This is a genomic window from Vreelandella profundi, from assembly GCF_019722725.1.
GTDB classification, from domain to species: domain Bacteria; phylum Pseudomonadota; class Gammaproteobacteria; order Pseudomonadales; family Halomonadaceae; genus Vreelandella; species Vreelandella profundi.
The window spans coordinates 3262321-3288589 of the sequence record NZ_CP077941.1 but is presented as its reverse complement, the minus strand read 5'-3'; the positions used below and the strand labels follow the sequence as shown (position 1 = coordinate 3288589).

General features: G+C 55.4%; 20 protein-coding genes and 1 pseudogene. 13 read left to right on the top strand and 8 right to left on the bottom strand.

The genetic code is table 11. The features are described from left to right. Positions 1 to 70: 70 nt before the first annotated feature. The 7 genes from KUO20_RS15040 (at position 71) to KUO20_RS15010 (ending at position 10714) form a co-directional block, all read left to right on the top strand. Positions 71 to 1012 (top strand): LysR family transcriptional regulator, encoded by a 942-nt coding sequence (locus KUO20_RS15040; protein ID WP_235040641.1) that lies wholly within the window; start codon positions 71 to 73, stop codon positions 1010 to 1012. A 153-nt stretch (positions 1013 to 1165) separates the two neighbouring features. Then, complete coding sequence (locus KUO20_RS15035) at positions 1166 to 2737, top strand: Re/Si-specific NAD(P)(+) transhydrogenase subunit alpha (RefSeq protein ID WP_235040640.1); 1572 nt, start codon at positions 1166 to 1168, stop codon at positions 2735 to 2737. A gap of 16 nt (positions 2738 to 2753) precedes the next feature. After that, positions 2754 to 4196, top strand: coding sequence for an NAD(P)(+) transhydrogenase (Re/Si-specific) subunit beta (locus KUO20_RS15030; protein WP_235040639.1), 1443 nt, complete (start codon positions 2754 to 2756; stop codon positions 4194 to 4196). Between the two features lie 154 nt (positions 4197 to 4350). Continuing rightward, positions 4351 to 6117, top strand: coding sequence for an ABC transporter transmembrane domain-containing protein (locus tag KUO20_RS15025; protein ID WP_235040638.1), 1767 nt, complete (start codon positions 4351 to 4353; stop codon positions 6115 to 6117). A gap of 25 nt (positions 6118 to 6142) precedes the next feature. After that, a complete protein-coding gene (locus KUO20_RS15020; protein WP_235040637.1) occupies positions 6143 to 7147 on the top strand; it encodes an aldo/keto reductase in 1005 nt (334 codons plus the stop codon). A gap of 187 nt (positions 7148 to 7334) precedes the next feature. Further along, positions 7335 to 9488 carry a catalase/peroxidase HPI gene (katG, locus tag KUO20_RS15015; RefSeq protein ID WP_235040636.1) on the top strand — a complete coding sequence of 718 codons (2154 nt, stop codon included), beginning with the start codon at positions 7335 to 7337 and terminating at the stop codon, positions 9486 to 9488. 188 nt (positions 9489 to 9676) lie between these two features. After that, a complete protein-coding gene (locus KUO20_RS15010; protein WP_235040635.1) occupies positions 9677 to 10714 on the top strand; it encodes a hypothetical protein in 1038 nt (345 codons plus the stop codon). A 109-nt stretch (positions 10715 to 10823) separates the two neighbouring features. Here KUO20_RS15010 and KUO20_RS15005 read toward each other — a convergent pair. Together KUO20_RS15005 and KUO20_RS15000 are read right to left on the bottom strand one after the other, a co-directional pair. Then, positions 10824 to 11264 (bottom strand): annotated as a pseudogene (locus KUO20_RS15005) (XdhC family protein); the annotation flags it as partial. Further along, positions 11251 to 13515, bottom strand: a complete 2265-nt coding sequence (locus KUO20_RS15000) for a xanthine dehydrogenase family protein molybdopterin-binding subunit (RefSeq protein WP_422823084.1) — start codon at positions 13513 to 13515, stop codon at positions 11251 to 11253. The pseudogene KUO20_RS15005 and the gene KUO20_RS15000, both read right to left, overlap by 14 nt. 199 nt (positions 13516 to 13714) lie before the next feature. Here KUO20_RS15000 and KUO20_RS14995 point away from each other — a divergent pair, with 199 nt between their 5' ends. Continuing rightward, on the top strand, positions 13715 to 14197 hold the full coding sequence (locus tag KUO20_RS14995) for a MarR family winged helix-turn-helix transcriptional regulator (RefSeq protein ID WP_235040634.1): 483 nt from the start codon (positions 13715 to 13717) through the stop codon (positions 14195 to 14197). Here the strand turns inward: KUO20_RS14995 and KUO20_RS14990 are convergent. The 4 genes from KUO20_RS14990 to KUO20_RS14975 are packed head-to-tail and all read right to left on the bottom strand — an operon-like array spanning position 14194 to position 17654. Further along, a complete protein-coding gene (locus tag KUO20_RS14990; protein ID WP_235040633.1) occupies positions 14194 to 14859 on the bottom strand; it encodes an N-carbamoylsarcosine amidohydrolase in 666 nt (221 codons plus the stop codon). The genes KUO20_RS14995 and KUO20_RS14990 overlap by 4 nt on opposite strands. Positions 14860 to 14889: 30 nt before the next feature. After that, positions 14890 to 15642 carry a maleate cis-trans isomerase family protein gene (locus KUO20_RS14985; RefSeq protein WP_479715081.1) on the bottom strand — a complete coding sequence of 251 codons (753 nt, stop codon included), beginning with the start codon at positions 15640 to 15642 and terminating at the stop codon, positions 14890 to 14892. A 30-nt stretch (positions 15643 to 15672) separates the two neighbouring features. Further along, a complete protein-coding gene (locus tag KUO20_RS14980; RefSeq protein WP_235040632.1) occupies positions 15673 to 16491 on the bottom strand; it encodes an alpha/beta fold hydrolase in 819 nt (272 codons plus the stop codon). Then, positions 16488 to 17654, bottom strand: coding sequence for an FAD-dependent monooxygenase (locus tag KUO20_RS14975; protein WP_235040631.1), 1167 nt, complete (start codon positions 17652 to 17654; stop codon positions 16488 to 16490). Before KUO20_RS14975 ends, KUO20_RS14980 begins: the two co-directional genes overlap by 4 nt. A 460-nt stretch (positions 17655 to 18114) precedes the next feature. Here KUO20_RS14975 and KUO20_RS14970 point away from each other — a divergent pair, with 460 nt between their 5' ends. From KUO20_RS14970 to KUO20_RS14950, 5 genes are all read left to right on the top strand, one after another. Then, positions 18115 to 18603: a (2Fe-2S)-binding protein gene (locus KUO20_RS14970; protein WP_235040630.1), complete on the top strand. Its 489-nt coding sequence runs from the start codon at positions 18115 to 18117 to the stop codon at positions 18601 to 18603. Next, a complete protein-coding gene (locus KUO20_RS14965; protein ID WP_235040629.1) occupies positions 18596 to 21631 on the top strand; it encodes a c-type cytochrome in 3036 nt (1011 codons plus the stop codon). Before KUO20_RS14970 ends, KUO20_RS14965 begins: the two co-directional genes overlap by 8 nt. A 21-nt stretch (positions 21632 to 21652) precedes the next feature. Further along, positions 21653 to 21856 (top strand): hypothetical protein, encoded by a 204-nt coding sequence (locus tag KUO20_RS14960; protein ID WP_235040628.1) that lies wholly within the window; start codon positions 21653 to 21655, stop codon positions 21854 to 21856. Next, positions 21849 to 23357 carry a sodium:solute symporter family protein gene (locus KUO20_RS14955; protein WP_235040627.1) on the top strand — a complete coding sequence of 503 codons (1509 nt, stop codon included), beginning with the start codon at positions 21849 to 21851 and terminating at the stop codon, positions 23355 to 23357. The genes KUO20_RS14960 and KUO20_RS14955 overlap by 8 nt, the downstream gene beginning before the upstream one ends. 158 nt (positions 23358 to 23515) lie before the next feature. After that, positions 23516 to 24547, top strand: coding sequence for a 2,5-dihydroxypyridine 5,6-dioxygenase NicX family protein (locus tag KUO20_RS14950; protein ID WP_235040626.1), 1032 nt, complete (start codon positions 23516 to 23518; stop codon positions 24545 to 24547). 65 nt (positions 24548 to 24612) lie between these two features. Here the strand turns inward: KUO20_RS14950 and KUO20_RS14945 are convergent, their stop codons facing one another. Both KUO20_RS14945 and pxpB read right to left on the bottom strand, forming a co-directional pair. After that, positions 24613 to 25563, bottom strand: coding sequence for a 5-oxoprolinase subunit C family protein (locus tag KUO20_RS14945; protein ID WP_235040625.1), 951 nt, complete (start codon positions 25561 to 25563; stop codon positions 24613 to 24615). Beyond that, positions 25560 to 26258 (bottom strand): 5-oxoprolinase subunit PxpB, encoded by a 699-nt coding sequence (pxpB, locus tag KUO20_RS14940; protein ID WP_235042495.1) that lies wholly within the window; start codon positions 26256 to 26258, stop codon positions 25560 to 25562. Before pxpB ends, KUO20_RS14945 begins: the two co-directional genes overlap by 4 nt. Positions 26259 to 26269 lie beyond the last annotated feature (11 nt).

The following is a 26269-nucleotide window of genomic DNA, read 5'->3' as shown; positions in this document are numbered from 1 at the left end:
AGGAATAATTGGCGATAATTTAAATGAATGTTTAGAATTTAATCATTCATAGAATGAATAGTGAGGCGCTATGCGCTCGTTCCGTTATTTCGATCTTAATCTGCTGCTGGTCTTTGAGACATTGATGCGTGAACGCCACGTTACTCGGGCGGCAGAGGCGCTCTATCTAAGCCAGCCAGCGCTGAGCCATGCGCTTAAGCGTCTGCGAGAGTCGCTGGGCGACCCGCTGTTGGTGCGCACAGAAAACGGTATGCAGCCAACCCCACGCGCGCTGGCGCTATTGCCCGTCGTGCAGCAGGCGCTGGCGTTGCTTCGTGAGGGGCTCGCGCCGCCTGCGATATTTTCGCCTGCCGAGAGCACGCGGCGCTTTACGCTTGCCACCACGGATTACTTTGAAGAGGTGATGTACCCGCCTTTTCTTAGCCAGCTATTGGCCTATGCGCCGGGCATTAGCTTTTCAATTGAGCTGATTACCCCTGATGTATTAAGTGAAGGTCTTGAACAACGCCATGTCGACATGGTGGTAGGATTGGATAGCCAAAGCGCACTGCCTAGTGGCGTGATACAAACGCCCTGGATGGATGAGGAGCTGGTCTGTTTGGCGGCGACTCATAATAAGCGCATAGGTGAAACGTTAGATATCGTGCAATTTGCCCGAGAAAGGCATGTGGAACTGACCGATATCAGCGGCCTGCGCCCCAGTAACATTGACAGCTGTTTGGTGCAGCACGGCTTAAGGCGGCATGTGATTTCTAAGAATCTCAACTATATCGCCGCCGCGCGGGTGGTGGCGTTAACAGAAGCGATCATGACGCTCCCGCTGCAAATGGCTGAACGGTTTGTCGATATGCTGCCGGTACGCTTAGTGGAACCACCGCAGGAGTTGCCAGCGTTAAAAATGACCCTGATCCAGCATGGGCTCTATGCCAGTGATCCGGCCATTGCCTGGCTTTATCAGCAGCTTACGACGTTTGCGCAGGCCTTCAACCACCGGCCTTTCGCGGCTTACTAAAAGAAAAATTAATTTTTAATGTTGGCCTGACAAGGTTCAATACGGTTGAAAGAAAACTAGCCGTCGGTAATGATGCTATGCCTTGAGCGGAATGTGCGTTGCATTACGTTCATTTAAGGGGCGCTGCAGACAATTAATAAAAGGAGAACGCCAGTGAAAATAGGCGCACCGAAGGAGAGTGCCCAGGGAGAAGCGCGTGTAGCGCTAACCCCTGAGAGCGCAAAGCAGATCCAGAAACTAGGCCACGAGTGCCTGGTTGAAACCGGCGCAGGTTTGGCGGCGGGCTTTAATGACGATACTTATCGCGAGGCTGGCGTGACCGTAGTGGACGGTCCTGATGCGCTCTGGCGCGATGCTGAGGTGGTCATTAAAGTCCGTGAGCCCTCCGATGCAGAAGCCGAGCGGTTGCGTGAAGGCCAAACATTGATCGCGTTCTTCTGGCCGGCTCAAAATGAAGCGCTGCTTGAAAAATGTAAGGCCCAGGGCGCAACCGTAGTAGCGATGGATATGGTGCCGCGTATCTCACGGGCGCAGAAGATGGACGCGCTTTCGTCCATGGCCAATATCGCGGGCTATCGCGCAGTGATTGAAGCGGGCAACAACTTTGGCCGCTTCTTTACCGGCCAAGTGACCGCCGCGGGCAAGGTGCCACCGGCGAAGGTGCTCGTGATTGGCGCGGGCGTGGCGGGGTTGGCCGCGATCGGTACCGCCACCAGCCTGGGTGCCGTGGTACGCGCGTTTGATGTGCGCCCTGAGGTATCTGAGCAGATCGAGTCCATGGGCGCGGAGTTCGTGTTCCTCGATTTTGAAGATAGCCAGGACGGTTCCGAAAGCGGTGGTTACGCATCGCCCTCAAGCCCTGAGTTTCGCGAGAAGCAGCTTGAATGCTTCCGTGAGCAGGCGCTCGATGTCGATATCGTCATCACTACCGCACTGATCCCCGGCAAGCCTGCGCCCAAGCTGTGGCTGGAAGATATGGTCGCAGCCATGAAGCCGGGCTCGGTGATTATTGATCTGGCCGCCGAGAAGGGCGGTAACTGCGATCTCACCAAGCCTGACGAGCGCGTGGTCAGCGATAACGGCGTGGTCGTGATCGGCTACACCGATTTCCCCTCGCGCATGGCAACGCAGTCATCCTTGCTCTACGCCACCAATATTCGCCATATGTTGACGGATCTAACGCCTGAGAAAGAGGGCGTGATTAATCACAATATGGACGACGATGTGATTCGTGGCGCCACGGTAACGCATCAGGGCGAAATCACCTTCCCACCGCCGCCGCCTAAAGTGAAAGCGATTGGCGCGGCTAAGCCGAAGAAGAAAGAGAAAGAGCCCACGCTTGAAGAGAAAAAAGCCGCCGAGATTGCCGGCTTTAAAGCGCAAACCACGCGCCAAGTGGGGCTGTTGGCCATCGGTGGCGCGTTGATGCTGCTACTCGGTCAAGTCGCTCCTGTTTCCTTTATGCAGCACTTTATTGTCTTTGTACTAGCCTGCTTTATCGGCTTCCAGGTGATTTGGAAAGTCAGCCACTCGCTGCACACGCCGTTGATGGCGGTGACCAATGCGATTTCGGGCATCATTATTTTGGGGGCGATTCTGCAGATTGGTTCCGGCAGCGCAGTGGTTAGCGTATTGGCGGCAATCTCAGTGCTTATCGCGTCAATTAATATCGTGGGTGGCTTCCTGGTGACACGCCGGATGCTGGCCATGTTCCAAAAATCCTAAGCGGCGGAGAGACGATATGTTGGGTCAAGGATTCGTATCTGCCGCGGCAATCGCGGCAAGCGTACTATTTATTCTGTCGCTAGGTGGCTTGAGTAATCAGGAAAAAGCCAAACGCGCCGTGTGGTACGGCATTGTGGGCATGGCAGTGGCGGTGTTTTTCACGGCACTCGGCCCCGGTATTGGCGGCTACTGGTGGCTAATTCCCATGATGCTGATCGGCGCAGGGGTTGGCGCTTATGTAGCGGGCAAGGTCGAGATGACCGAAATGCCTCAGCTCGTGGCGGCACTGCATAGTTTTGTAGGCTTGGCAGCGGTACTTGTGGCGTGGAGCGCTGATTTAGAACGCCGCCGGGTAGTGGCTGCGCGGGCTGTCGATGCATCGCTGGATCAGTTCTCCGCTTTTGCGGCGCTGGTCGCCACCAAAGCCCCTGACGAGCTTACGTTTCTGCAGGTTGAGGTAGTGCTGGGCATCTTTATCGGCGCGGTGACCTTTACCGGCTCGGTGATTGCGTTTGGCAAGCTGGCGGGCAAGATTGATGGCAAGCCTCGCCAACTGCCCGGCGGGCATTTGCTCAATGCGGGCGCGGCGGTGCTGTCGCTGCTATTAGCCATTCTTTACCTTAACGGTGCCGGCTTCTGGACGTTGATTCTGCTGACGGCATTGGCGTTCTTTATCGGCTATCACCTGATTATGGGTATTGGCGGGGCGGATATGCCGGTGGTGGTGTCGATGCTCAACAGCTACTCCGGCTGGGCGGCGGCGGCCATCGGCTTCACGCTCTCCAACGATCTATTGATTGTGACGGGCGCGCTGGTGGGTTCATCGGGCGCGATTCTCTCTTACATCATGTGTAAGGCGATGAACCGCAAGTTCGTTAACGTGATTTTAGGCGGCTTTGGCGGTAACCAAGGGCCAGCGGCTGAAATCGAAGGCGAGCAGGTGGCCATTGATGCAGGCGGCGTGGCGAGTGCACTGAATGATGCTGACAGCGTCATTATTGTGCCGGGTTATGGCATGGCCGTGGCTCAAGCACAAAGCGCGGTCAGCGATTTGGTGCGCAAGCTGCGCGCGGCGGGTAAAACCGTTCGCTTTGGTATTCACCCGGTCGCGGGGCGCTTGCCAGGGCACATGAACGTGCTGCTGGCTGAAGCCAAAGTGCCCTATGATATCGTGCTGGAAATGGACGAAATTAACGATGACTTCGCCTCTACGGATGTGGTGATCGTGATTGGCTCCAACGATATCGTTAACCCCGCGGCTGAAGAAGATCCGAATAGCCCTATCGCCGGTATGCCCGTGCTTAAAGTGTGGGAGGCGAAGCAGGTATTTGTCAGCAAACGTGGCCAGGGCACCGGTTATTCCGGCATTGAGAATCCGCTGTTCTTCAAAGACAACACGCGGATGTTCTATGGCGATGCGCGCGATAGCCTCAATACGCTGCTGCCGTTGATTGATTAGGTTCAGGCGAGGGCGTTAAGCGGCGTAAATCCGCCGTTAGCTGCGTCAGTCTGCCCGTAAGCCCGCGATTATTCGCGGGCTTTTTTGTGCTGTGCAGGCCATTGCCACTCCTGCTATGGTCATTAACCGCCTTGGCTGCTGAGCACTCACTATTATGAATCAACGTTCTAACCCCCGTGTGCTGCTGCGTTTGCTGGGGCTCCTTCGCCCATACCGGCTACGGTTAGCATTGGCTGGCCTGGCGCTGATACTGGCCTCTGGCAGCGTGCTGCTGCTGGGTAATGGGCTGCGCTTAGTGATTGATCGCGGCTTTATCGGTGCCGATGAACGCGCCCTCGCGCAGGCATTGGTCTTGATGCTGGTTGTCGTGGCCGTGCTGGCGCTGGCGTCTGCACTGCGTTACTACCAGGTGACCTGGATTGGCGAACGCTTGGCCGCTGACCTTCGCCAGCGTGTGTTTGACCATTTACTCGCCTTAGAGCCCAGCTTTTTTGAAAGCGCCAGTGAGGGGCGTGCCGCCGGTGAAATTGCCTCTCGTTTGACGGCGGACACCAGCGTGCTACAGAGCTTGTTTGGCTCCTCCGTATCGCTGGCGCTGCGTAATGCCGTGATGTTAATCGGTGCGGTGGTATTAATGCTGATTACTCAGCCTTGGCTTTCGGCAATGGTGCTGATTGGCATTCCCGCCACGCTGCTGCCCATTGTTTGGTACGGCCGTCGAGTGCGGCGGCTATCGCGTACCAGCCAAGACCGCGTGGCCGAACTTGGCCGCTATGCCGAAGAGGCGCTGAGCGGTATCCGAACCATTCAGGCGTTTACCCACGAGGCGGCGGATAAAGCTCGCTACGGCCAGCGCGTGGAACAGGCGTTTGGCAGCGCTGTAGAGCGCACGCAGCAGCGCGCCTGGCTGACGGGTATTGCCATGCTGGTCGTGTTTACGGCCGTGGGGCTGATGCTCTGGCAGGGCGGCCAAGCGGTACTAGCAGGCACCATGAGCGCTGGCGAGCTGTCGGCGTTTATCTTCTACGCCGTGCTGGCGGCAGGCTCTATTGCAACGCTTGCCGAAGTAGCGGGCGATGTGCAGCGCGCAGCGGGGGCCGCTGAGCGGCTGCTGGAACTGCTGGATACGCCGCCCGCTATCCAGTCGCCCGTAAGCCCTCACGCGCTACCCAATCCACCGCGTGGTGAGATTAGATTAGAGAACGTTAGCTTCGTTTATCCCGGCAGAACGACGCCAGCGCTGGAGGCGTTTGATTTACATATCCAGCCGGGAGAGCGCGTGGCTATTGTCGGCCCCTCGGGAGCGGGAAAGAGCACGCTCTTGGCGCTGCTGCTGCGTTTTTATGACCCTAGCCAAGGACATGTTTCCCTTGATGGTCTGGATATCCGTCGCTTAGACCTGGGTGCTTTGCGCCGTGCCATCGGGCTGGTGGCCCAAGAGCCGGTGCTGTTTAGCGGCTCGGTGGCCGAGAACCTTCGCTATGGCGACGCCGAGGCTGATCTTGGCACATTACGGGTCGCTGCTCAGGATGCCAGCGCGCTTGCGTTTATCGAGGCGCTGCCCCAGGGCTTTGATACGCCCTTGGGGCCGGGAGGCGTGCAGCTTTCCGGTGGCCAGCGTCAGCGGCTCGCTATTGCCCGAGCGCTGCTAAAAAATCCCGCCGTGCTGTTGCTGGACGAAGCCACCAGCGCCTTGGATGCCGAAAGCGAACGACTGGTGCAGCAGGCGCTGGACCGGCTGATGGTGGGGCGCACCAGCATTGTGATCGCCCACCGGCTCGCCACGGTTATCGCCGCCGATCGGTTACTGGTGCTGGATGGCGGGCGACTCGTTGCGGCGGGCACGCACGCTGAGTTAATCACCAATAGCCCGCTCTATCGTCATTTAGCCGCGCTGCAGTTTGGCGGTGAAACGTTATAAAACTGTTTTAAAGCCGGGAGTTCCTATGTCGAATTTTTTCCAACGTTTTAATGCTGTTAATGCCCCTTCGATTGGGCTTGGCTGCATGAATCTTTCCCATGGTTACGGCAGCATCGTGCCTGAAAGTGCTGCCCTGCGAGCGCTTGATGAGGCCTTTGATATGGGCTATCGCCACTTCGATACCGCTACGCTGTACGGTGGCACCGCTAATGAGCGTTTGGTCGGACGCGCCCTGGAGGGCAAGCGGCACCAGCTGTTTCTGGCCAGTAAATGCGGCTTGGCTATTGACCCTGAGTCAGGCAAGCGGGTGATTGACGGCCGCCCGGCAACATTGCGCAAACAGTGCGAAGCGAGCCTTGCGCGGCTGCGTACCGACCATTTAGATCTCTACTACCTGCACCGCTTGGATCGCCAAGTCCCCGTTGAAGAGAGCGTAGGCGCGCTAGGGCGCTTGATGGAAGAGGGCAAAATTGGCGGCGTGGGGTTGTCTGAAGTTTCCGCCACAACGTTGCGCCGCGCGGCGGCTGAATACCCCGTTGCGGCCGTGCAGTCGGAATACTCGCTGTGGACGCGCAATCCTGAAATCGCGCTGATTGATGCGTGCCATGAGACGGGCACGGCGATGGTCGCGTTTAGTCCCTTGGGGCGGGGCTTTTTGGCCGGCGCGGTTCAAGATCCAATGCGTCTTGAAGAGGGCGATATGCGTCGTAATATGCCGCGCTTTAGTGCCGAGAACTATCCGCACAATGTCACGCTGTTTGAGCGCTTAGCTGCGTTGGCGCAGGCATTAAGCGTCACACCAGGGCAGCTGGCGCTTGCGTGGTTGACGTCGAAAGGCAGCCACATTATCCCTATTCCGGGCACGCGTACGCCTGCCCATATGCGCGAAAACTTAGCGGCGCAAACGCTGCGTCTTGATGACATCACCCTGACACAGCTGGATGCCATGATGACGCCAGACCAAGTGGCGGGTGCCCGCTACAGCGAAGCACAGCAGGCGGATATCGACACCGAGGAGTTCACCGCGTAGCGGCGGCCGATGGCGCCTAATGGTTAAAAGCTATTAGCCCTTTAATAAAAAGCAAATTGTGACTATGACCGTTCTGCTTTAAAACAGAGCTAGGTGAAAGTACTGGGTGAAAGTACTAGGTGAAAGTTTTGGATAAGCGCTAGTCAAAAACAGCGCCACCAAGGCACAAGCAATAAGGGAGAAAGCTATGAGCGGTAAATGTCCTGTCATGCATGGTGGTAACACCTCCACGGGCACGTCGAATAAAGACTGGTGGCCTGAAGGGATTAATCTGGATATTTTGCACCAGCATGACCGCAAAACGAATCCGATGGATGCTGATTTTGACTACCGGGAAGAGGTCAGAAAACTCGATTTTGACGCGCTGAAGCAAGATGTTCATGCGCTAATGACCGACAGCCAGTCGTGGTGGCCAGCCGATTGGGGCCACTACGGCGGCTTAATGATTCGTATGGCATGGCATTCTGCGGGCACCTATCGCCTTGCCGACGGCCGTGGTGGCGGTGGTACCGGCAGCCAACGTTTTGCACCGCTCAACTCCTGGCCGGACAACGTCAGCCTTGATAAAGCGCGCCGTCTGCTATGGCCGATCAAGAAAAAGTACGGTAACAAAATTAGCTGGGCCGACCTGATGATTCTGGCGGGCACGGTGGCTTATGAATCCATGGGCCTTCCTTCCTACGGCTTTTCGTTTGGCCGTGAAGACGTCTGGCATCCGGAAAAAGATATTTACTGGGGCAATGAGAAAGAGTGGCTGGCGCCTTCTGATGAGCGTTACGGCGACGTTGAAAAGCCTGAAACCATGGAAAACCCCCTAGCTGCGGTGCAGATGGGGCTTATCTACGTCAACCCTGAAGGCGTTAACGGCGTGCCTGATCCGCTCAAGACGGCTCAGCAGGTGCGTGAAACTTTCGCCCGCATGGCCATGAACGATGAAGAAACCGCCGCGCTCACCGCCGGTGGCCACACCGTGGGTAAATGTCACGGCAATGGTGATGCGGGGGCGCTCAGTGCCGTGCCCGAAGGATCATCTGTTGAGAACCAGGGATTTGGCTGGGGTAATCCGGCCATGGGCGGCAAGGCAAGCAATGCCGTGAGCTCCGGTATTGAAGGCGCCTGGACGACCAATCCTACGCAGTTCGATATGGGCTATTTTGACCTGCTGTTTGGCTATGAGTGGGAACTGAAGAAGAGCCCGGCAGGCGCCCACCAGTGGGAGCCCGTGAATATCAAAGAAGAAGATAAGCCGGTTGATGCCAGCGATCCTTCTGTTCGTCGCAATCCGATCATGACCGATGCAGACATGGCGATGAAGATGGACCCGGCCTATCGCGCCATTTGCGAAAAATTCATGGCTGATCCGGCTTATTTCCAAAAGACCTTCGCCAAAGGGTGGTTCAAACTGACCCACCGTGACCTAGGCCCAAAAGCCCGCTACATCGGCCCGGAAGTACCTGCCGAAGATTTGATCTGGCAGGATCCGGTTCCGGCGGGCAATACCGATTACAGCGAAGAAGTGGTGAAACACAGCATCGCCGAAAGCGGCCTGAGTATCAGCGAGATGGTTAGCACTGCCTGGGACAGCGCGCGGACTTACCGCGGCTCTGACATGCGTGGCGGTGCCAACGGTGCTCGCATTCGCTTAGCGCCCCAGAAAGATTGGGAAGGCAACGAGCCTGCGCGTCTCGCCAAAGTGCTGGCAGCATACGAGCAGATTGCTGCCGATACCGGCGCGAGCCTTGCCGACGTGATTGTTCTGGCCGGCAGTGTGGCGATCGAAAAAGCCGCTAAAGCAGCAGGTTATGATGTTCGCGTGCCCTTCCTGAAAGGGCGTGGCGATGCCTCTGCTGAGATGACCGACGGTGAATCGTTTGAGCCGCTAGAGCCGCTGGCAGACGGGTTCCGCAACTGGCAGAAGAAAGACTATGCGGTGAAACCCGAAGAACTGCTGCTCGACCGCGCCCAGTTGATGGGGCTCACAGGCCCCGAAATGACCGCGCTGATCGGCGGAATGCGCGTACTGGGCACCAACTACGGCGGTACTCAGCAAGGTGTATTTACCGACCGTGAAGGCCAGTTGACCAACGACTTCTTCGTCAACTTGACGGACATGGGCAATACCTGGAAGCCGGTAGGTAAAAATGCCTATGAGATTCGCGACCGTCAAACGAATGCTCTCAAATGGACTGCTTCGCACATTGACCTAGTGTTCGGCGCGAACTCAGTTCTGCGTTCCTACGCAGAAGTGTATGCGCAGGACGATAACGACGAGAAGTTTGTTAAAGACTTCGTCGCAGCCTGGGCGAAAGTGATGAACGCGGATCGATTTGATATTGCGTAAGCACGACGAGGTTTAATTCGCTTTGCCAAGCCCGCATCGAACGATGCGGGCTTTTTATTGGCGTGATGAAGATGCCGCTTAATTTAGTCCACAGTATGATTTGTCCAAGCATGGAGTTTTCCAGTCTTGGCACTGTCTTTATAAATGATCTTTTCTCTCTATGAATGATAGTTCCAAGGAGTATAACGATGCAGAAAGCCAGAGTTGTGCAGCAGGGCAGTATTCACTGTTTTCCCGTTGGCCTGCGTGATGAGCAGGGCCAACTCGCCAACGCAGAAGTGTCAGCCGTTGTGTACGACGGTGAGCGATTACTGCTAGCCAGTGACAAGCCGATTCCTGGTGAGCATCGCTCCGCCGTGTTTTCGCTGCCGATGACGGCAGAAGGGCCTGATGATTCGCGGCTGGAATACTTTACAGCGCCGCTTATTAAACGCGCCGTAAAGTACGAAGATTTTGCGTTAACCGCCGATAGCAAACACGTATTGGCCACGACCGGTTTTGACCGCATTGACGATGCTACCCACGACCTGAACGCCTATAACCATTTGCTTATCTGGCCACTCGGTGAGCCGGATAAGGTTCAGGCCGTTGATCCTGATCCGCGTGACGGGGTTGAAGGTTCACTTGAGTTGCGCCATAAGCTCAATCAGGCGATTGGTTTTTCCTACTACAAGATAGAGGGGTTAGCCGCGGTGCCGAGCGAGCAAGGCGATGGATTGCTGCTTTTTGGCGTGCGCGAGCAGGGGCAGCGACACGATGACTTTTCCTACGTGAGCCGTGTGGTCGGAGCCCATTACGTGGTAAGTGCTTCTGGCAATCTCGAATTTATCGACGAGATGCGCGAAATATATGCGTTTGAGCCGACTCAACATGAAGACGTCACCGTTGCGTGCGGTTTATCGAGCCTTGAATATGATCCCTACCACCATCGGCTCTATCTGATGACCAGTTTTGAAACAGAAATCGATAACGTGGAGCGTATCGGTGGTTATCTATGGGTAATGGAGCTAGGCAGTCTCTACACTGGCGAGCCGCCTGCCTTGATACATGGGCTGGACGGTATTCCTCTTGAGTTTGAGCATAAGGCAGAAGGGTTGGCGGTATTGGACCATGAGCGTATTTTTGTGGTGTATGACAATGATCGTGCAATGGGTGTTGGCAGCATTGATGAGCGTGATGAACGCCATGCTAGCGAGGCGCTTTATACGCTGTTACATATGGAATGAGACTTGTATTACATCGACTGCTGCTAAGTCAAAAGGCAACCCAGCGGGTGCCTTTTAGCGTTATTGGTTGAATTCAGGGATCAATAAGATCAGAACTCCCCCCACTTCGCTATTTCATTTTTTTGCTGGGAAGGTGATTACAGTTCGTCGAGTGTTTTCCACGCCTGAGACGGACAATATCGGCCATCACGGCTAGCGCAATCTCCGCAGGCGTTTTACTGCCTAGATTAAGTCCAATCGGCATGGCGATTCTTGCGACTTGGGCTTCCGTCAGGCCGCCGGAACGCAGTAGACGTTCTCCCCGTTGTTGTGAAGTCTTCTGAGAGCCCATGACGCCAATGTAAAATGCCTCCGTCCGGACGGCCTCAATCATCGCTAAATCGTCAATGCGGGGGTCATGCGTTAAGGCGACAACGGCGGTATTGGCATGACAGCCGCCCGAGGCAATGAACGCTGAGGGCAGCACAGACTGCACTTCCACGCCGGATACGTCGAAGTTTCTTCGCGCCTCATCTCTGGCGTCGCAGACAATGACTTCAAAACCGAGCGATTATCGTCTCGCGAACGTTGTCCGGTGTAAAAGGAGGATGAGTGAATCGCACGCCCGTTGCATCGAAGAGCGCGTTAGCAATCGCGGGAGCGCCGGGTAGTGATGTGGATTCTCCTACGCCTAGTGGCGGTAGTTCCGGGCGATCAAGCAGCATGACATCGATTGCAGGAAGATCAGAAAAACGCAGCACTGGATATCCACCCCATTCCCTGCTGGTGGGTAGGCTATCTTCAAAAGTTACCCGTTCTTTTAAGGTACGGCTTAGCATCTGAATGACATTGCCATGTACCTGATGGCGAACGCCGGCAGGATTCACCATTAGGCCCGCATCCTGCCCTACGAATAGCCGTTCCACGACAATACGTCCGCTCTTCGTATTCACTTTAAGCTCGACAACCCAGGCGGCGAGTGCCGCGCCAAAGCCTGGAAATTTACTGTGCACGTATTGCGCATAAGCGAAGCCACGGCCATAGCACCAGTCAGCGTCTTTTTTCGGATTTTTATTGGCGATACCTGTTTTCCAGTTCGCACGCTGTACGAGCGCTTCAATAAGCTCGCAGGCGCGGGCGTCAGGCAAGTTGCGCAATCGGTAAGCGACGGGATCTTCGTTTGCCAAACAGGCCAGTTCATCAATGTAGCTTTCATGAGCGAAGGTGTTGGGTAATGCCGAGACGCCGCGAAGCCAAGAGGCACGAACAAGCGTTGGCACGTCGTCACAAATGATTTGTCGATGAGGGTAATGATAGGGCGGCACCGATGTTCGGTCGCCCATTTCAAAGGGGATATCGATCGGCGGCGCTGCACCTGTCAGAAGCAGCGCCAGTGTCGGCGCGCTGTTAGAAGGATAGCGTGAGCTAAAACGATAGCCTGCTGGGCTACCGTCTGCGTTCAGCCCGCCCTCAATAGCCATGTACTGAGCTGCTCCTTTGGGCTCCCACGTGTGTTCTTGCTCGCGCGTTAACTGCACGCGAACAGGGCGGCCGACTGCCTGGGAAAGCAGCGCGGCGTCGGCGCCCACATCGTCAGCGCAGTTGCGGCCATAACAGCCCGACGTCTCCATGCGCGTGACGGTAATGACGCTCTCATCTAAGCCGGTTAGGCGCGCTAAGTCTGCACGCAAACTATGTGGATTCTGTGTTCCCGACCAAACGTGAATCGTGCCTGCTTGCGCATCAGCCACTGAGCAAGAAGGGCCTATCGAGCCATGCAGTTGAAAAGGCCAAACATAGCTGCGATTGAGCGGCTGGCTGGCCGCGCTAAGCGCGCTATCTAGATCACCCTCGTCAATGAGCATGCGCTGCTTGCTGGGTAAATCCAGTAGCGCTTGCTCAATATTGTCCAGTTGGGGAAGCCCTTCGACTGGGCGCCACTCGACTTTAAGCTGTTTAGCGGCGGCGGCGGCTTGCTCTTCACGCTCAGCGACGACACCGATAAAATCCCCTATTACGACAACGCTAATCACGCCTGGCAAATGAGCGACAGAGCTTTTATCAACGGCTACCAAGCTGGTGCCGATGAACGCGCCCTTATCGTGACCTACATAAGGGGGGCGAACTACTCGTCCATGCAGCATGTCGGGAAGGCGGAAGTCATGGACGAAGGTTAATTTGCCCGTGACTTTATCCGGGATATCAACGCGAGCCATGGCTTGACCTACTAGCGTGTAATCGCTGGCGGGCTTGAGCGGTGCGCGATCATCTAGCTTCAACGCATGGCGTGCACCCTGTAGTAGTGCTCCAAAGCTAATTGAAGGTTGATGCTTGTCGTTGGGCTGGATAGTACTGCTGAAATGAATAGCGCCGTGTTGGCAGCTTAGTAGGGAGCGCTCGACGCCAAAGTGTTTGGCGGCCAGTGTGAGCAGGTATTCGCGTGCCTGTGCCGCTGCGCGGCGCAGAGGTTCCGCGGTAATCTGAATCGTCGCACTGGCAATGGTGGGCCCTTGATTGGGCACATCAAAGGGATTGCCGAGCACCATGGTGACACTATCGAAGGCCGTGCTCAGCTCTTCCGCTACGATTTGTGCCAGCGATGTGCGTATGCCGGTGCCGAGATCTACGTGTCCGTTGAATGCCACGATATGGCTATCGCTCAAGATGGCGATGAATATCTCGGGCTCAATGGGCGTGAAGAGAGAAAGGGTGCCAGGTTGACCTGGGGCTGGTTTGGGCGGCGTTATAGGATCTCTATAGACAACCAGAAGATCTGGCTCATGCAGCAGTGACTGTCTTGTATAGTTTGATTTATCCGCCATAACCGATTCCCAAGCTATCTTTTAAATTAATGTAATTGAGGTGATGAACTGGCGATAATTAAGGTAAAATTATAGCGTGTACGCCATAAAAGCATGGTGAATTGTTCTCACGCAAGCAGTATTTGGTGGGCTGATACATGCCCCTGATCATCAGTGCCATACTCGGTACATAGCGGCGCCAATACATTAAGGATATTGAATGACAACGGATAGTGCGCTTCATCACTCGTCGGCCGGTGAGCATCCTACGCCTTCAGAGCAAGGCTATGATTTTTCAGAACAAGTGGGGCACCTGCTACGTAAAGCCTATCAGCGCCACACGGCTATTTTTCAACGATACAGTAGCGATAAACAGCTAACGGCTATCCAGTTTGTGACGCTGTGTACGGTGATGGAACGTGGTCCCAGCTCGTTAACTGATATCGTCAATGTCACAGCGATAGACCCGGCGACGATCCGTGGCGTTATTAAACGCCTCAAGGCCCGCGGATGGATCTCGCTGACCACGGACCCTAATGATCAGCGAAAAGTGATGGTCGTCATCACTGAGTTGGGCGCTGAGCTGGTCGAAAATATGGTACCCAGCGCCAAGCAAATCAGCGATCAGACCATGCAAAATCTCAATCCTGCAGAGCGCGTTGCGCTGATGCATCTGCTCGAAAAAATGAACGCGGATAGCTAGCTAGTGGCTAAGTAATCCAAGGTTTCATTCAGGCTAATCACATCCCCGTACTTACTATCGATATCAAACAGATTGGCTTCGTGTGGTGCTGGGTGGCGGTCGCCGACGCAGTCGCGCACGACGATCACGCGAAAGCCGTGCTGTAGGCCGTCAACCGCAGTAGCGCGGATGCAGCCGCTGGTTGAGCAGCCGGTGATGATCAGTGTATCGACCCCCATGGCGACGAGCGTTGAAGCAAGCGAGGTGCCGAAGAAGGCGCTGGCATACTGCTTGGTCATCACCAGCTCATCTTCGCCAGGCGTTACTTCGGGGCAGAACGCTGCGTACGGGTTGCCTGCCACCATGGCTCGCATCACAGGTGCTTTTTTAACCCAGATGCCGCCGTCGATTTGATCCGGCGCGTGATACAGAATATTGGTGTGGATGACCGGAGTACCACTGCGTCGCGCGGCGGCTAAAAGCGTCGGCATATTAGCAACGGCATCGACAACGCCCTGGGCAAATAGCGGTGAGCCAGGCGTGGTGTAGCCCTGCATGAAATCGACCACAAGCAGCGCAGGCTTGGTGCCAAATCCGATGCGCCCATCCCAAACGCCTTTGTAGTTGTCCGTGGCAGTGCTATCAACAGCGTCATCGCTGACATCAGTAGTGTGTGGCGGCATGGTCATCTCCTTAATAAGCGCTCGATATCTTTAATAAGCACCGGATAAAAGTGCACCCGCCCCTGGAACAATAGGCTCTAAATCGAGCGCTTTAAGCATGGCGTAGGTAGTGGCGATTGCAGCGGTCACGACCGGTTTGCCGGTTAGTGCCTCTACCTTGGCAACCGCCGGCAGCGATGGCATTTGCACACAGGCTGATAGCACGATGGCATCGACGTTGCTTAAATCGAGGCTAGCGACAATGTCAGGAAGATTAGCGGGATCGTGGCGGGCGACATCCAGGTTATTAGGGATTTCGAGTGCCCGGTAATCAAGCACTTCAATGCCTTCTTGGCGAATGTAATCAACCACCATCTCGGTGAGTGGCTTCATATAGGGCGCTACCACGACAACGCGTTTGGCTTTCATCACGCCTAGTGCATCGACCAACGCACCCGCGCTCGTCACCACCGGGGTATCGCAGCCGTTCTCTTTGGTGCGGCTGCGTAAGCGCTGTTGTGATTCGCGGTGATAGCCAGGCCCCATGGCCATGATCGCGACTAGACAGGCGTAGCCCATCACATCGACCGCAGCATCGGAAAGCTCCAATGCGCAGCGGTCTGACTCAGCGTCCATCGCTGCGAGCTCGTCCTTGCTGACGGTTTTCATACGCATGCGGCTGGAGTGAAAGGTAAAGCGTTCGGGGCGAATCAGCTGCCGTGCCGCCAGCATGGCCGGAATTTCCGTTTCCATGGTGACGTTTGAGCTGGGGACGATCTGGCCGATACGGTATGTTTTGGTCATGGTGGTGTGAGTCATGATCATTGGCCTTTATTAGAGTTGTGTACCGAGGAAGTCTTCAAAAGCGGCAAAAAAGCCGTCGAAGTCATCCCAGGGAATCATGTGGCCCGCGTTTTCTGCGGTGGTAATACGCAGGGTGGGCATCAGCTCAATCATTTCAGCGCGATCTTCATCTTGAATAACGCCGCCTTTGCCCGCGCACATCAGCAGGGTAGGCACGCTGATGTTGGGGAGGTCTTGGTGGATATCGACGCTGTGAAACTCTTCAAACGCCTGAACAATGGCGGGCTCAAAGCAGGTATGCAGCCACTCGGCGCGCAGCCGCAGCTGCTCGTCACTCCAGGTCGGGCAGTAGTGACGCATAGTCTCAACGTCGGCGCCACGCGTGCAGTCACGAATCGAGTCCACATACCACGGCAGCTTGCTGGGATATTCTCGACGTCCTGGTCCTGAGACCGGTGGGTCGATCAGTACCAGCTTGGCGATGCCCTTTGCGCCGCGGCTTATGGCGCGAAGCGCAAAGCGCGCGCCCATGGAGTGGCCTGCCAGAATGACATTGTCGAGCCCTAGCTCATCAATAAACGCAATCACATCGTCAGCGCAGGTGTCGATGTCGTAAGCGAGCTCGGGGCCGGTAGACGATAAGCCGCGCCCACGGACATCCAGCACGTAGGTGTCGAAGTGCTGGCCCAGCCGCTCGGCTACAAATCCCCAGGTGATAGCGGGGCTCGTAATGCCCGGTATCAGCACCAGCGGCTGGCGCGAGGACGTGGCGCTGCCGCCGAAACGCAGGTAGTGCTGGCGAATGCCGTTGGCGTGTAGGTTCGCGCCATAAAGATAGGTGCTGCTCATACTGGGCTTCCTTCGTTGATCGCGTCAGGTTGCTTCAGTGGTACTTCAAAGGCATCGTAGGCGAATACCCAGGCCGGGTCTTCATCTGCGCGTAGCCATGTATTGTCGTGGGAGACCTGCTGCACTCGCGAGGCACGCTCAAAGCGATTGGTGCGATAAAGCTCGAAAGCATCTTGATAATTGTCAGCACCAACGTCTTCCAGGCAGCGCACCAGCATGGCGGCATCTTCAATCGCCATAGCGGCGCCTTGAGCCATATGTGGCTTCATTGGGTGGCAGGCATCACCGAGCAATACGAGGCGGTTTTCATGCCACAGGGGTAGCGGATTACGCTCAAGCAACGGCCATTTCGTGACGCTTTCCGTGCAGTCGATCAGCGCTTGCACGGTGGGGTGGTAGCCTTTGAACGCTGTACGCATTTCTTCCTGGGAGCTATCGACGAAGGAGGTGCCGTGGTTCCAGTCGGGCTCGGGGACGCCCGTTACGTAGTAATACTCTTTTTCGTCGCCGGTAACGAAATAAACCATCATATGACGATCTTCTGACCACCACTTTACGCACGCCTCAAAGTCCAGATCGTACGCTTTGAGCTTTTCAGCAGAAATAATGGCGCGATGGGCGACCCAGCCGCTGTAGATAGGCGCTTCAGTGCCGAGTAATTTCTCACGCAGGCGTGAATTAACACCATCAGCACCAATGACTAAGTCGGCCTCTTCGATTGAGCCATCGGCGAAGGTCATGACGACCTTATCGCCGCTGTCATCGACATCAACCAGGCGCTTATCGAAATGTAGATTATCCTGATCGAGCGTGCTCACCATTAATTCGTGGAGGTCGCCACGGTGGACGGTGATATAGGCTGCCCCGTAGTTTTCGAGAGCAAACTCACCCAGCGGGATACGCGACTGATATTCCCCCGTCATGCCGTTACGGCTGAACCAGTAATCGGGGTGTGACCCCATGGCATTCAGTTTTTCCTCAATGCCGATACGTCGCATGACTTTCATAACGTTGGGGCCAAGGTGAATCCCCGCGCCCAGACGAGAAAAAGCCGGCGCTTGTTCGTACACCTTGGTGGGATAGCCCGCTTGCTGCAGCAATGCGCCAGCCGCGGCACCGCCAAGGCCTGCGCCAATGACTGCAATGGTGGGTTTATTTTTCATGTCGTCGTTGCCTCGCTGTTTTATCCACGCATCACCGTGAAGAGCGCCACGATGAGTGAGTTTGTAGATGCTATAAAACAACGTATACACCATTTATTTATTGGTCAAGGATTTAGTGATAAAATTATTTTTTGTCACTAAAAATGTTGCTATGTATTATATTTATCTGAATTTAATAACTTTTTTTGTATTTTAATGATTTTTATAAAAAACTTGAAAGACGAGTCATTTGAGTGCTATATCTTTATTAGTATTTTTTTATGGCGTATACACTTGTTATGCACGTTTGTGAGCATCGTCGCACTTTACCGGTGCATGCCTAGCGATAAAGGTGAAAATAGACTGAGTATTCAGTGCTACGAAAGGTGTTTGGCGAGCAGATTTTATGCGTAATATCTAATTAATAGCTGAGTCGTATCCAGGCAAGAAGGCCGTTTTAACAATAAGATGATGATTCCTTATGACGCTAACGTTGACAGTCAATGGACAAGAGCATGAGTTGGCGGTGTCCCCGCATACGCCGCTACTCAATGTGCTGCGTAATGACCTAGCGCTTAATGGCCCTAAATACGGCTGTGGCTTGGGCGAATGTGGTGCATGCAGTGTATTGATCGATGGCATGGCCGCACGAACGTGCGTGCTACCCGTGTCCGCTGCCGTTGGCCATAACGTCATCACGCTTGACGGGCTGGCCAGCAACGGCCAGCTTGATCCTGTTCAGCAAGCCTTCATTGAGGCTCAAGCAGCCCAGTGTGGCTATTGTCTGAACGGTATGATCATCACCGTTCGTGCGCTGCTAAATCATAATGCACAGCCTTCTGCACAACAGATTCGTACAGCGCTTGAGCATAATCTGTGCCGCTGCGGTACCCACGTTGAAATTTTGCAAGCAGCGCAACTTGCGGTCGACCTCAATGCGAGCCGATTGCAGGAGCCACTTCATGAGTGAAGGGCAGTGGCTGGGTCATCGTCAGAATCAGGCGAGTATTCCCGCGACATTGGCGCATACACGCTATGGCGTCGTCGTACGTCCACCTCACTATCATTGGGATGGTGAGCGTTTCGAGAGCGATCGCTTAATCAGTGTCGATAGGTCCAGCGTCGACTCACTACCTGGCGCTATTGAGGTGGTGGTTGAAGAAGACTTTGTGGGGATTGTCGCCAGCAGTTTGGCCTTGGCCATTGATGCGGCTAAGCAGCTCAAGGTTGAGTGGCAAGCCGTGTGCCAGCCAACCAATAACGCACCTGATTCTGTTAAATCTACTCCTCTCAAATTTAGCGCTGTTAAACAAAGCCCTCAATCGCAGGCGTCAATGCGCCAGCAGTATGGCTGGCCGAGCCGGATGCATTGGGGAAATAGCCCCGGCTGGGTGATCGCGGATTATCGCCAGCACCAGCTCGATATTTGGGGAGAAACCGTTACGCCGCTGGCGCTTAAGCACGATTTAAGTCGCTTAACCGCATTGCCCGTTAACCAGATTGAGCTCTACTGCCTCGACCAAACGCAGGTGTCGCGCCAAGCAACCGGGCTTGGCCGTCATTGCGGCGATGATGCCGCTGTCGATGCGGCGCTAATGTCTAAGGCGGTGGGGGGGCCGGTAGCGGTTTGGCTTGATGCCCGTTATGCAAAAGATAAAGAGGCGCTGGGGCAGGCGCAGCGGATGACGCTAGAAGCCGATCTTGCCAGCAGCGGTGAGATCGCTCGCTATCATTACCAGCAGGCCAGTATTATCGGTGAGGTAGCCGCCGTCGGGCTCTGGCTGAGTGGCAAGGCCGTGACCACTGAGCTTACGGCTGAGGCTTGGGCTACTGAGGCTTCGGATAATAGTAACGATGCAGCGCCGTTTTCACCTTACGTTTTTCGCGATCAATATCTTGCTTCAAGAAGCCAATCCAATGCCTTTTCAAGCGATTCTACTGTCGTCGACATTCAGCAGGCGTTTGCGCGAGAGTCATTTCTAGACGAGGTGGCTCGTGATAGCGAACAAGACCCCATTGCTCTGCGTCTTCGTCACCTCGACGATGCGCGTGGCATAGCGCTGATAGAGTCGGTCGCTAAACGGGCTGAATGGACGGTGCCGCTGTCGCCGCTTTCTCCCTCGTCAGCGCCGCAGGATCTGCTGCGAGGTCGCGGTTTTGCATACTCCCAGCTGCCAAGCCGTGATCAACGTGAGACACCCGGTGTACGCTCTGCGTGGATTGCTGACGTAGTGGTTAACCGTATTACCGGTGAGGTGCAGCTGACCCGTTTGGTTGTTGGCCAAGACACCGGCCCTGATGTGGATACTGAGCGTCTTCAGCAAACGCTCCAAAAACGGGTGTTGGGTGAAGCCCGTCCGCTTTTAGGGCAAAGCCCCGCGTTTGATGAGTGGGGTGATGGTCGCAATGTATTCTTGCCCGTCGCTGCAAGGGTGGGCGAGCTGGCTACGCGTGGCTATCAACCGGTAACGCAAAGGGCGCCTTCTTCTTTTAACCAGCCTGCTGCCGATGTATTAACCGGGGCAGAGCTGTCGCCTGGGGTTGCCGTGATTGCCAACGCGTTATTTGATGCGACCGGCATTCGTTTTCGCCAGCCCCCTTTTACGGCCAAGCGTGTCCGCCAAGCGCTCCAAGAGCCAGCGATGGAGAGTGCAGGGCGCCCGATTAAACTGCAGCGCCCTGCGAAGCGGCGCTGGTTAGCCGCTGCGGCACTGACTACAATGGCGAGCACGGTGGCTATCGCATGGCCGTGGAAGGGCGCCGTGGCACCTATTGCTCGGCCAGCCGCCAATCTTTATTCCGCCGATACCATTGAGCGCGGACGGCTAGTCGCCGCTGCTGGCGATTGCGCAGCGTGCCATACCGTGGACAATGGTGTCACCAACGTGGGTGGGCGTTCATTTGAAACGCCCTTTGGAACGCTCTACAGCACTAACATTACGCCAGACGAGGTAACCGGTATTGGTCAGTGGTCCTACGCGGCGTTTGAACGAGCAATGCGGCATGGCATCAGTCGCGATGGCAGTCATCTCTATCCCGCTTTTCCCTATACGGCGTTTGCCAAAACAAGTGATACCGACTTACAGGCGCTGTACGCCTACCTAATGTCTCAGCCGGCGGTGTCATCGGATAAAACCGTTAACGATCTTGCTTTTCCCTTCAGCGTGCGCTCTTTGATGGCCGGCTGGAACGCGCTTTATCACGACCCCACTTCCTTTCAGCCAGACCCGATGCAAAGCGAGCTTTATAATCGAGGTGCTTATCTTGCCGAAGGGTTAGGCCACTGCAGTGCTTGCCATAGCCCACGTAATGCCATGGGCGCGGAGAAAAGCGGCAAGAATTATTTTGCAGGGGCCTTTGTTGATGGCTGGGAGGCGCCGCCACTCAATGCGCTGTCGCGTGCGCCGGTTGCTTGGAGTGAAACATCGCTCTACGACTATTTGCGTCATGGTGAGTCGGCGCTGCATGGCGTTGCCTCTGGCCCGATGGCGCCAGTCGTTGCAGGGTTGGCCGAATTGCCTGAATACGACGTGAGAGCCATTGCCCACTATGTGGCCACGCAAATGCAGGCACCAACGGATGATAGCGAGGTAGCTGTGGAGAGGGCCGAGCAGCGTGTGGCCGGCGCCACGCTGAGTACACCTGGACTGGAGGCGGGCGAGCGCCTATTCGATGGCGCTTGCTCAGCCTGCCATGTGGCGACCGGAGTACCTACTTTCTCTAGCGCGAGGACGTCACTCGCGCTAAATACCAATATTCATAGCGACCATCCGGACAACGTTATTCAGTCGATTTTAAGCGGTGTCCACGCAGACCACGTTCCAGGCGTCGGCAGCATGCCTGGTTTTTCCGACAGTTTTAGCAATACCCAAGTCGCTGATTTAGCGATGTATCTTCGAGCGCGCTTTGCACCAGATAAAGCGCCTTGGCAACAACTAGAACAACGTAGCGCTGATTTACGCCAGCCTCACCAAAACAACACACACTCTACTCCATGATGTAATAAAACGAGGTGGACTATGAAACCTGAATTCGGAAAACGAAGTAAATGGATATGGCTCGTATGGATAATTGTCCTGCTGAGCTATTTAGTGCCTTACACCCTGTTGAGCAATGTCGCGCTTTGGTACGGCAGCTTTTTGTTTTGGGCGGTGGCAGGGTTAATTGTCATTGCGCTGAATGTGTTTATCACTAAAGATTTCGAGGATCACAGCAATGACTGAGTCACTCATTTGGTGGTCTATTGCTATCTATTTATTGATTGCGGTAGGCATTGCGATTATGTCGCGACAAGGCGCTGCAGAAAGTATGTCTGGATACTTTTTGGGCAATCGACAGATGAATGGCTTTGTCTCGGCGCTGAGTTACAGTGCCACCACCTACAGCGCCTTTATGATGGTCGGTTTAGCAGGCCTCACCTACGCCGGAGGCGTGGGCGCACTGGGTTTTGAAATTATTTATTTTGCGGGCGTTTCCCTAGTGGCTATCTTCGGGCCGAAGTTTTGGGCCGTCGGGAAAAAGTTTGGTTATGTGACGCCGAGCGAAATGCTGGGTCATCGCTATAACAGCAAACACGTCGCGATGGCGGTTTCTCTTGCCAGCTGTATCTTCCTGATTCCTTACTCAGCGGTTCAGTTGGCGGGTGTAGGTTACCTGTTGCAAGGTATTACCGACGGCGCGATTACCTTTACGACGGGCGTCATCATGGCCACGATGATTGCTATCTTCTTCTCTTATATAGCGGGAATTCGCTCGGTCATGTGGACCGACTCTCTCCAGGCGATCATGATGATTGTGGCCTCGACGCTCGTGGCATTCCTGGTCATTCAGGGCCTGGGTGGTTTTGGCGCGCTATTTGACACGCTTGCGACGGAGCACCCTCAGTCACTCACGGTGCCGGGCTCAGGTTTGTTCAGCTTTGTTACTTTCTTAGGGCTAACGATTCCTTGGTTCTTCTTTAGCCTCTCTAATCCCCAAGTTAGCCAGCGCCTGTTTATGCCTTCTTCACTGCGCGCAATGCGGCAAATGCTGATTGGTTTTCTAGTGTTTGGCTTTATCTACACCATGGTGTCGGTACTGTGGGGCTTCTCGGCCTTAGCCGCGTTCCCCAGCCTTGCACGTGCCGATTTGGCGACGCCCACGCTGCTAGCATCCGAGTTTGTGCCACCGGTGCTGGGCGTAATCGTGATGGTCGGCATTATGGCCGCCGCCGTTTCTACTATTGATTCCATCATGCTGACGCTGGCCTCAATGGTCTCTCGTGATGTGTACGCGAACGTGAAGCCTAACGTCAGTGAAAAACGCCAGCTGCTGGTCGGTAAGTTTGTTGTGCCTGTCATCGCAATTTTGGCGTTGGGCTTTGCCGAGCTGCAGTTGGACTTGATTGCCGTACTGTCAGTCGCCGCATCGTCTGGCCTGGTCGCAATGGTGCCCGCCATTATCGGCGCTTTCTATTGGAAGCGTGGTACTGGCACTGGTGCCTTAGTCAGTGTAGTAGGCACGAGTGCCTTTGTACTGCTGATGTATGCCACCGGAAACTCGTTGCTGGGTCTGCCTTCCGGGATATGGGGAATCGTCGTCGCTAGCGTGCTGTTTGTTGGCGTTAGTCTGATGACCAAGCCTCATCAAGCAGCCACCGATGCTTTCTTTGACGCCATATCAGAAGAGCTGGGTAAAAAGCGCAGCCACAAGGTTAGCCCGCCGGTTCAGGAGGCTAACGTTTAGTTTTATCTGACAATGTTTAGAGCGTTTGAGTGAGGCTCAACATTAGAAGCTCAAACGCTCTCAAGAAGATTTTCCTAAGGAGCCTCTGATTAGCGTAATAGTTAATCAGAGGTTCCCTAACACGATATAAGCTGTACACCAGCGAAGTAGGAGTCTTTATGGATCATGCAGGCTTTACGGAAATCTGTCTCCATCAGTTAAAAATGTCCGGCGTACACGAAGGTGAAAGGCTCGTGGTGCTGACGCAGGGAAGCGAGCGCCTGGAATATGCCGATGCCTTTATGGCTGCAGGCCAGCGCTTAGGCGCCAATATGTACCACATGCGATTACCCGCGCCGTTACCTACAGGTGGCTGGGCCGTGGGAACAACAGGGCTTGCTAGCATGCCCGATGCGGTGGAAGCCCTTAAAAACTGCGACATGTTGATCGATTGTATTTTTCTGCTTTTCTCACCTGAGCAAATGGCCATTCAAGCGGCAGGTACTCGCATTCTGACGGCGGTTGAGCCGCCAGAGCTGCTGGCCAGAATGTTGCCCACCAAGGAGCTAAGGGAAAAGGTCGAACTGGCCGCCGCGCTGCTGGAAAAAGCCAAAGTGATGCGCATCACCTCGCGCCACGGAACTGATGTCACCTATCAACTCAATACGTACGCCACCGTTGCTGAGTATGCTTGTACCGATGAACCCGGGCGGTGGGATCACTGGCCTTCAGGCTTTGTATTTACCGGCGGTGATGATGACGGCGTTGATGGCACCATTGTGGTGGCGCCGGGCGACATTCTGCTCCCCCAGAATATGTACGTCAGAGAGCCGATTACGTACACCATCGAGAAGGGCTGGATTACCGATATTCGCGGTGGGCTCGATGCGGAGCTAGTGAAGTCCTATATGGATAGCTTTAACGACCCGCGCGGAATGGGGATGAGCCATGTAGGCTGGGGCATGAACCCTAATGCCAAATGGCACCGCATGGTGCCGGGGGAGTTTCCTGGCGGCATGGGCATGGAGCCGCGCAGCTTCTATGGCAACGTGATGTTCTCCACTGGCCCGAATAGCGAACTGGGCGGGTCTAACGATACTGCCTGTCATCTCGATATTCCGATGCGCAATTGCTCGTTGTTTCTGGATGGTGAGCCTATTGTGATTGATGGCGATATTGTGGTTAAAGAGCTGCAGATGGCCAGACATTAATGCGCTAGAACCTGTACGCGTCAAAGCCCCTCAACAAAGCCCCTCACGTGAGGGGCTTTGACGTATTAGCGCCACACTTTGAGCTGTGCCCGATAATCGGCCTGCGCTTGGCTGGCACCGACCGGTGTCAGCCACACCTTCGTACCCGGCAAGCACTGGGAAAGCAACGCGCAGGCGGTCGGGGTGAGCGCACCCAGGCGCGGGTAGCCGCCAATCGTTTGGCGATCATTCATGAGGATGATGGGCTGGCCGTCAGGCGGCACTTGAACGGCGCCGAGCGGAATGCCTTCGGAAATAATACCTGTCAGTGAGCCATTCAGGACCGGACCCGTGAGCCGCACGCCCATTCGGTCGGCGCGGTTGTCCACCGTCCAAGGCTGATTAAACGCCTGGAACAGAGAGCGGCCGCTGAAGGTGGCGATTTGTGAGCCGAGCACGACAGGCAGGCGGCATTCTGCTGCGGGCATACGCAGGCCTTGGCTGTCAGGGAGTTGCTTAACCGCTGGGGCATCGCCTTGCCACGTTAAGCGGTCGCCTACTTTTAGTGGTTTGCCATCTTCCTGTAGGCCGCCGAGCTGCTCACGGGCGGTGCAGGCGCGGCTGCCCAGCACTTCGGGCGCATTTAGCCCGCCAGGAAACGCGAGATAGGCCCGCAGTCCCTGGCGCGGCTGGCGAAATACTAAGCGCTGGCCGGGCGTCAGCGTGAAGCTTGTATTCACTGCGAGTGGTTGGCTGTCTAGCTGGGCATCCAGGTCTGCGCCCGTTAGCGCTAGGCGCACTTCGCTTTCGGTTTCGAGGCTTAAGCCGCCGCCCATGACAATCTCAAGGGCTGCGCTGTTGAGCTCGTTACCTAGCAGCCAGTTGGCCCATCGAAAAGAAATCCAGTCGGCCGCACCGCCTTGGGTCACGCCAAGATGGCCCACGCCAAATCGGCCGGCATCTTGAATTAACGCCAGCGGCCCTGCTTGTTTAACGAGCATTCCTGCGGGCGCTTTACGCGTAGCGACTTGGCTCATGAGCGCTCCTCCATCGGCGTGGTATCACCACCGTCCGCTTCAAACTCGGCGCGCGATATCGCTTTAAACCGTACTTTGTCACCAGGGCGGAACAGGGGATCGCCACGCTTGGCATACTCGAAGAGCGGCACGTTGGTACGTCCAAGAATGTTCCAGCCGCCTGGCGAAAGCAGTGGGTAAATCGCCGTTTGGCGATCAGCAATACCTACGCTGCCTGCCGCGACTTTGCGGCGCGGTGTTTTTAAGCGCGGAGTGGCCAGCGCTTCATCTACCAAACCCATGAAGCCGTAGCCGGGCGCGAAACCGAGTGCGAATACACAGTAGTCGTGGTTGCAGTGCTGTTCTATCAGCGCCTCGACGCTTAAGCCCGCGCGCTTGGCGACTAAGGGCAGCTCAGGCCCCACGCTTTCGTCATACCACACGGGAATTATGTGTAGCTCACCCGCCTGGGTATCTGCCGGCGTGAGGTTGCAAAGCGTCTTGTTGATAAGGTTCAGGGCGTCGCTGTGATCCAGTTGCTGACAGTCGTAGTGAACTAATAGCGTGGTATATGAGGGGACTAAATCAATTAAAGCGTTCCCAAAGGCGGCGCGCAGGGCTTGGTCGGCGGCGATCACCCACGCCATATTGGCTTCATCAATGGTGTCGAACAGGCGCACCATTAGGGCGTCCATGGCGGTCGTTTCAATGCGCATTTTAGGACGTA

Excerpts from the sequence above, each read along its gene's own strand:
- KUO20_RS15040 (WP_235040641.1), top strand. The coding sequence starts at position 71 with ATGCGCTCGTTCCGTTATTTCGATCTTAATCTGCTGCTGGTCTTTGAG.
- KUO20_RS15030 (WP_235040639.1), top strand. The coding sequence starts at position 2,754 with ATGTTGGGTCAAGGATTCGTATCTGCCGCGGCAATCGCGGCAAGCGTA.
- KUO20_RS15025 (WP_235040638.1), top strand. The coding sequence starts at position 4,351 with ATGAATCAACGTTCTAACCCCCGTGTGCTGCTGCGTTTGCTGGGGCTC.
- KUO20_RS15020 (WP_235040637.1), top strand. The coding sequence starts at position 6,143 with ATGTCGAATTTTTTCCAACGTTTTAATGCTGTTAATGCCCCTTCGATT.
- katG (WP_235040636.1), top strand. The coding sequence starts at position 7,335 with ATGAGCGGTAAATGTCCTGTCATGCATGGTGGTAACACCTCCACGGGC.
- KUO20_RS15010 (WP_235040635.1), top strand. The coding sequence starts at position 9,677 with ATGCAGAAAGCCAGAGTTGTGCAGCAGGGCAGTATTCACTGTTTTCCC.
- KUO20_RS15000 (WP_422823084.1), bottom strand. The coding sequence starts at position 13,515 with ATGGCGGATAAATCAAACTATACAAGACAGTCACTGCTGCATGAGCCA.
- KUO20_RS14995 (WP_235040634.1), top strand. The coding sequence starts at position 13,715 with ATGACAACGGATAGTGCGCTTCATCACTCGTCGGCCGGTGAGCATCCT.
- KUO20_RS14990 (WP_235040633.1), bottom strand. The coding sequence starts at position 14,859 with ATGCCGCCACACACTACTGATGTCAGCGATGACGCTGTTGATAGCACT.
- KUO20_RS14985 (WP_479715081.1), bottom strand. The coding sequence starts at position 15,642 with ATGACCAAAACATACCGTATCGGCCAGATCGTCCCCAGCTCAAACGTC.
- KUO20_RS14980 (WP_235040632.1), bottom strand. The coding sequence starts at position 16,491 with ATGAGCAGCACCTATCTTTATGGCGCGAACCTACACGCCAACGGCATT.
- KUO20_RS14975 (WP_235040631.1), bottom strand. The coding sequence starts at position 17,654 with ATGAAAAATAAACCCACCATTGCAGTCATTGGCGCAGGCCTTGGCGGT.
- KUO20_RS14970 (WP_235040630.1), top strand. The coding sequence starts at position 18,115 with ATGACGCTAACGTTGACAGTCAATGGACAAGAGCATGAGTTGGCGGTG.
- KUO20_RS14965 (WP_235040629.1), top strand. The coding sequence starts at position 18,596 with ATGAGTGAAGGGCAGTGGCTGGGTCATCGTCAGAATCAGGCGAGTATT.
- KUO20_RS14960 (WP_235040628.1), top strand. The coding sequence starts at position 21,653 with ATGAAACCTGAATTCGGAAAACGAAGTAAATGGATATGGCTCGTATGG.
- KUO20_RS14955 (WP_235040627.1), top strand. The coding sequence starts at position 21,849 with ATGACTGAGTCACTCATTTGGTGGTCTATTGCTATCTATTTATTGATT.
- KUO20_RS14950 (WP_235040626.1), top strand. The coding sequence starts at position 23,516 with ATGGATCATGCAGGCTTTACGGAAATCTGTCTCCATCAGTTAAAAATG.
- KUO20_RS14945 (WP_235040625.1), bottom strand. The coding sequence starts at position 25,563 with ATGAGCCAAGTCGCTACGCGTAAAGCGCCCGCAGGAATGCTCGTTAAA.
- pxpB (WP_235042495.1), bottom strand. The coding sequence starts at position 26,258 with ATGCGCATTGAAACGACCGCCATGGACGCCCTAATGGTGCGCCTGTTC.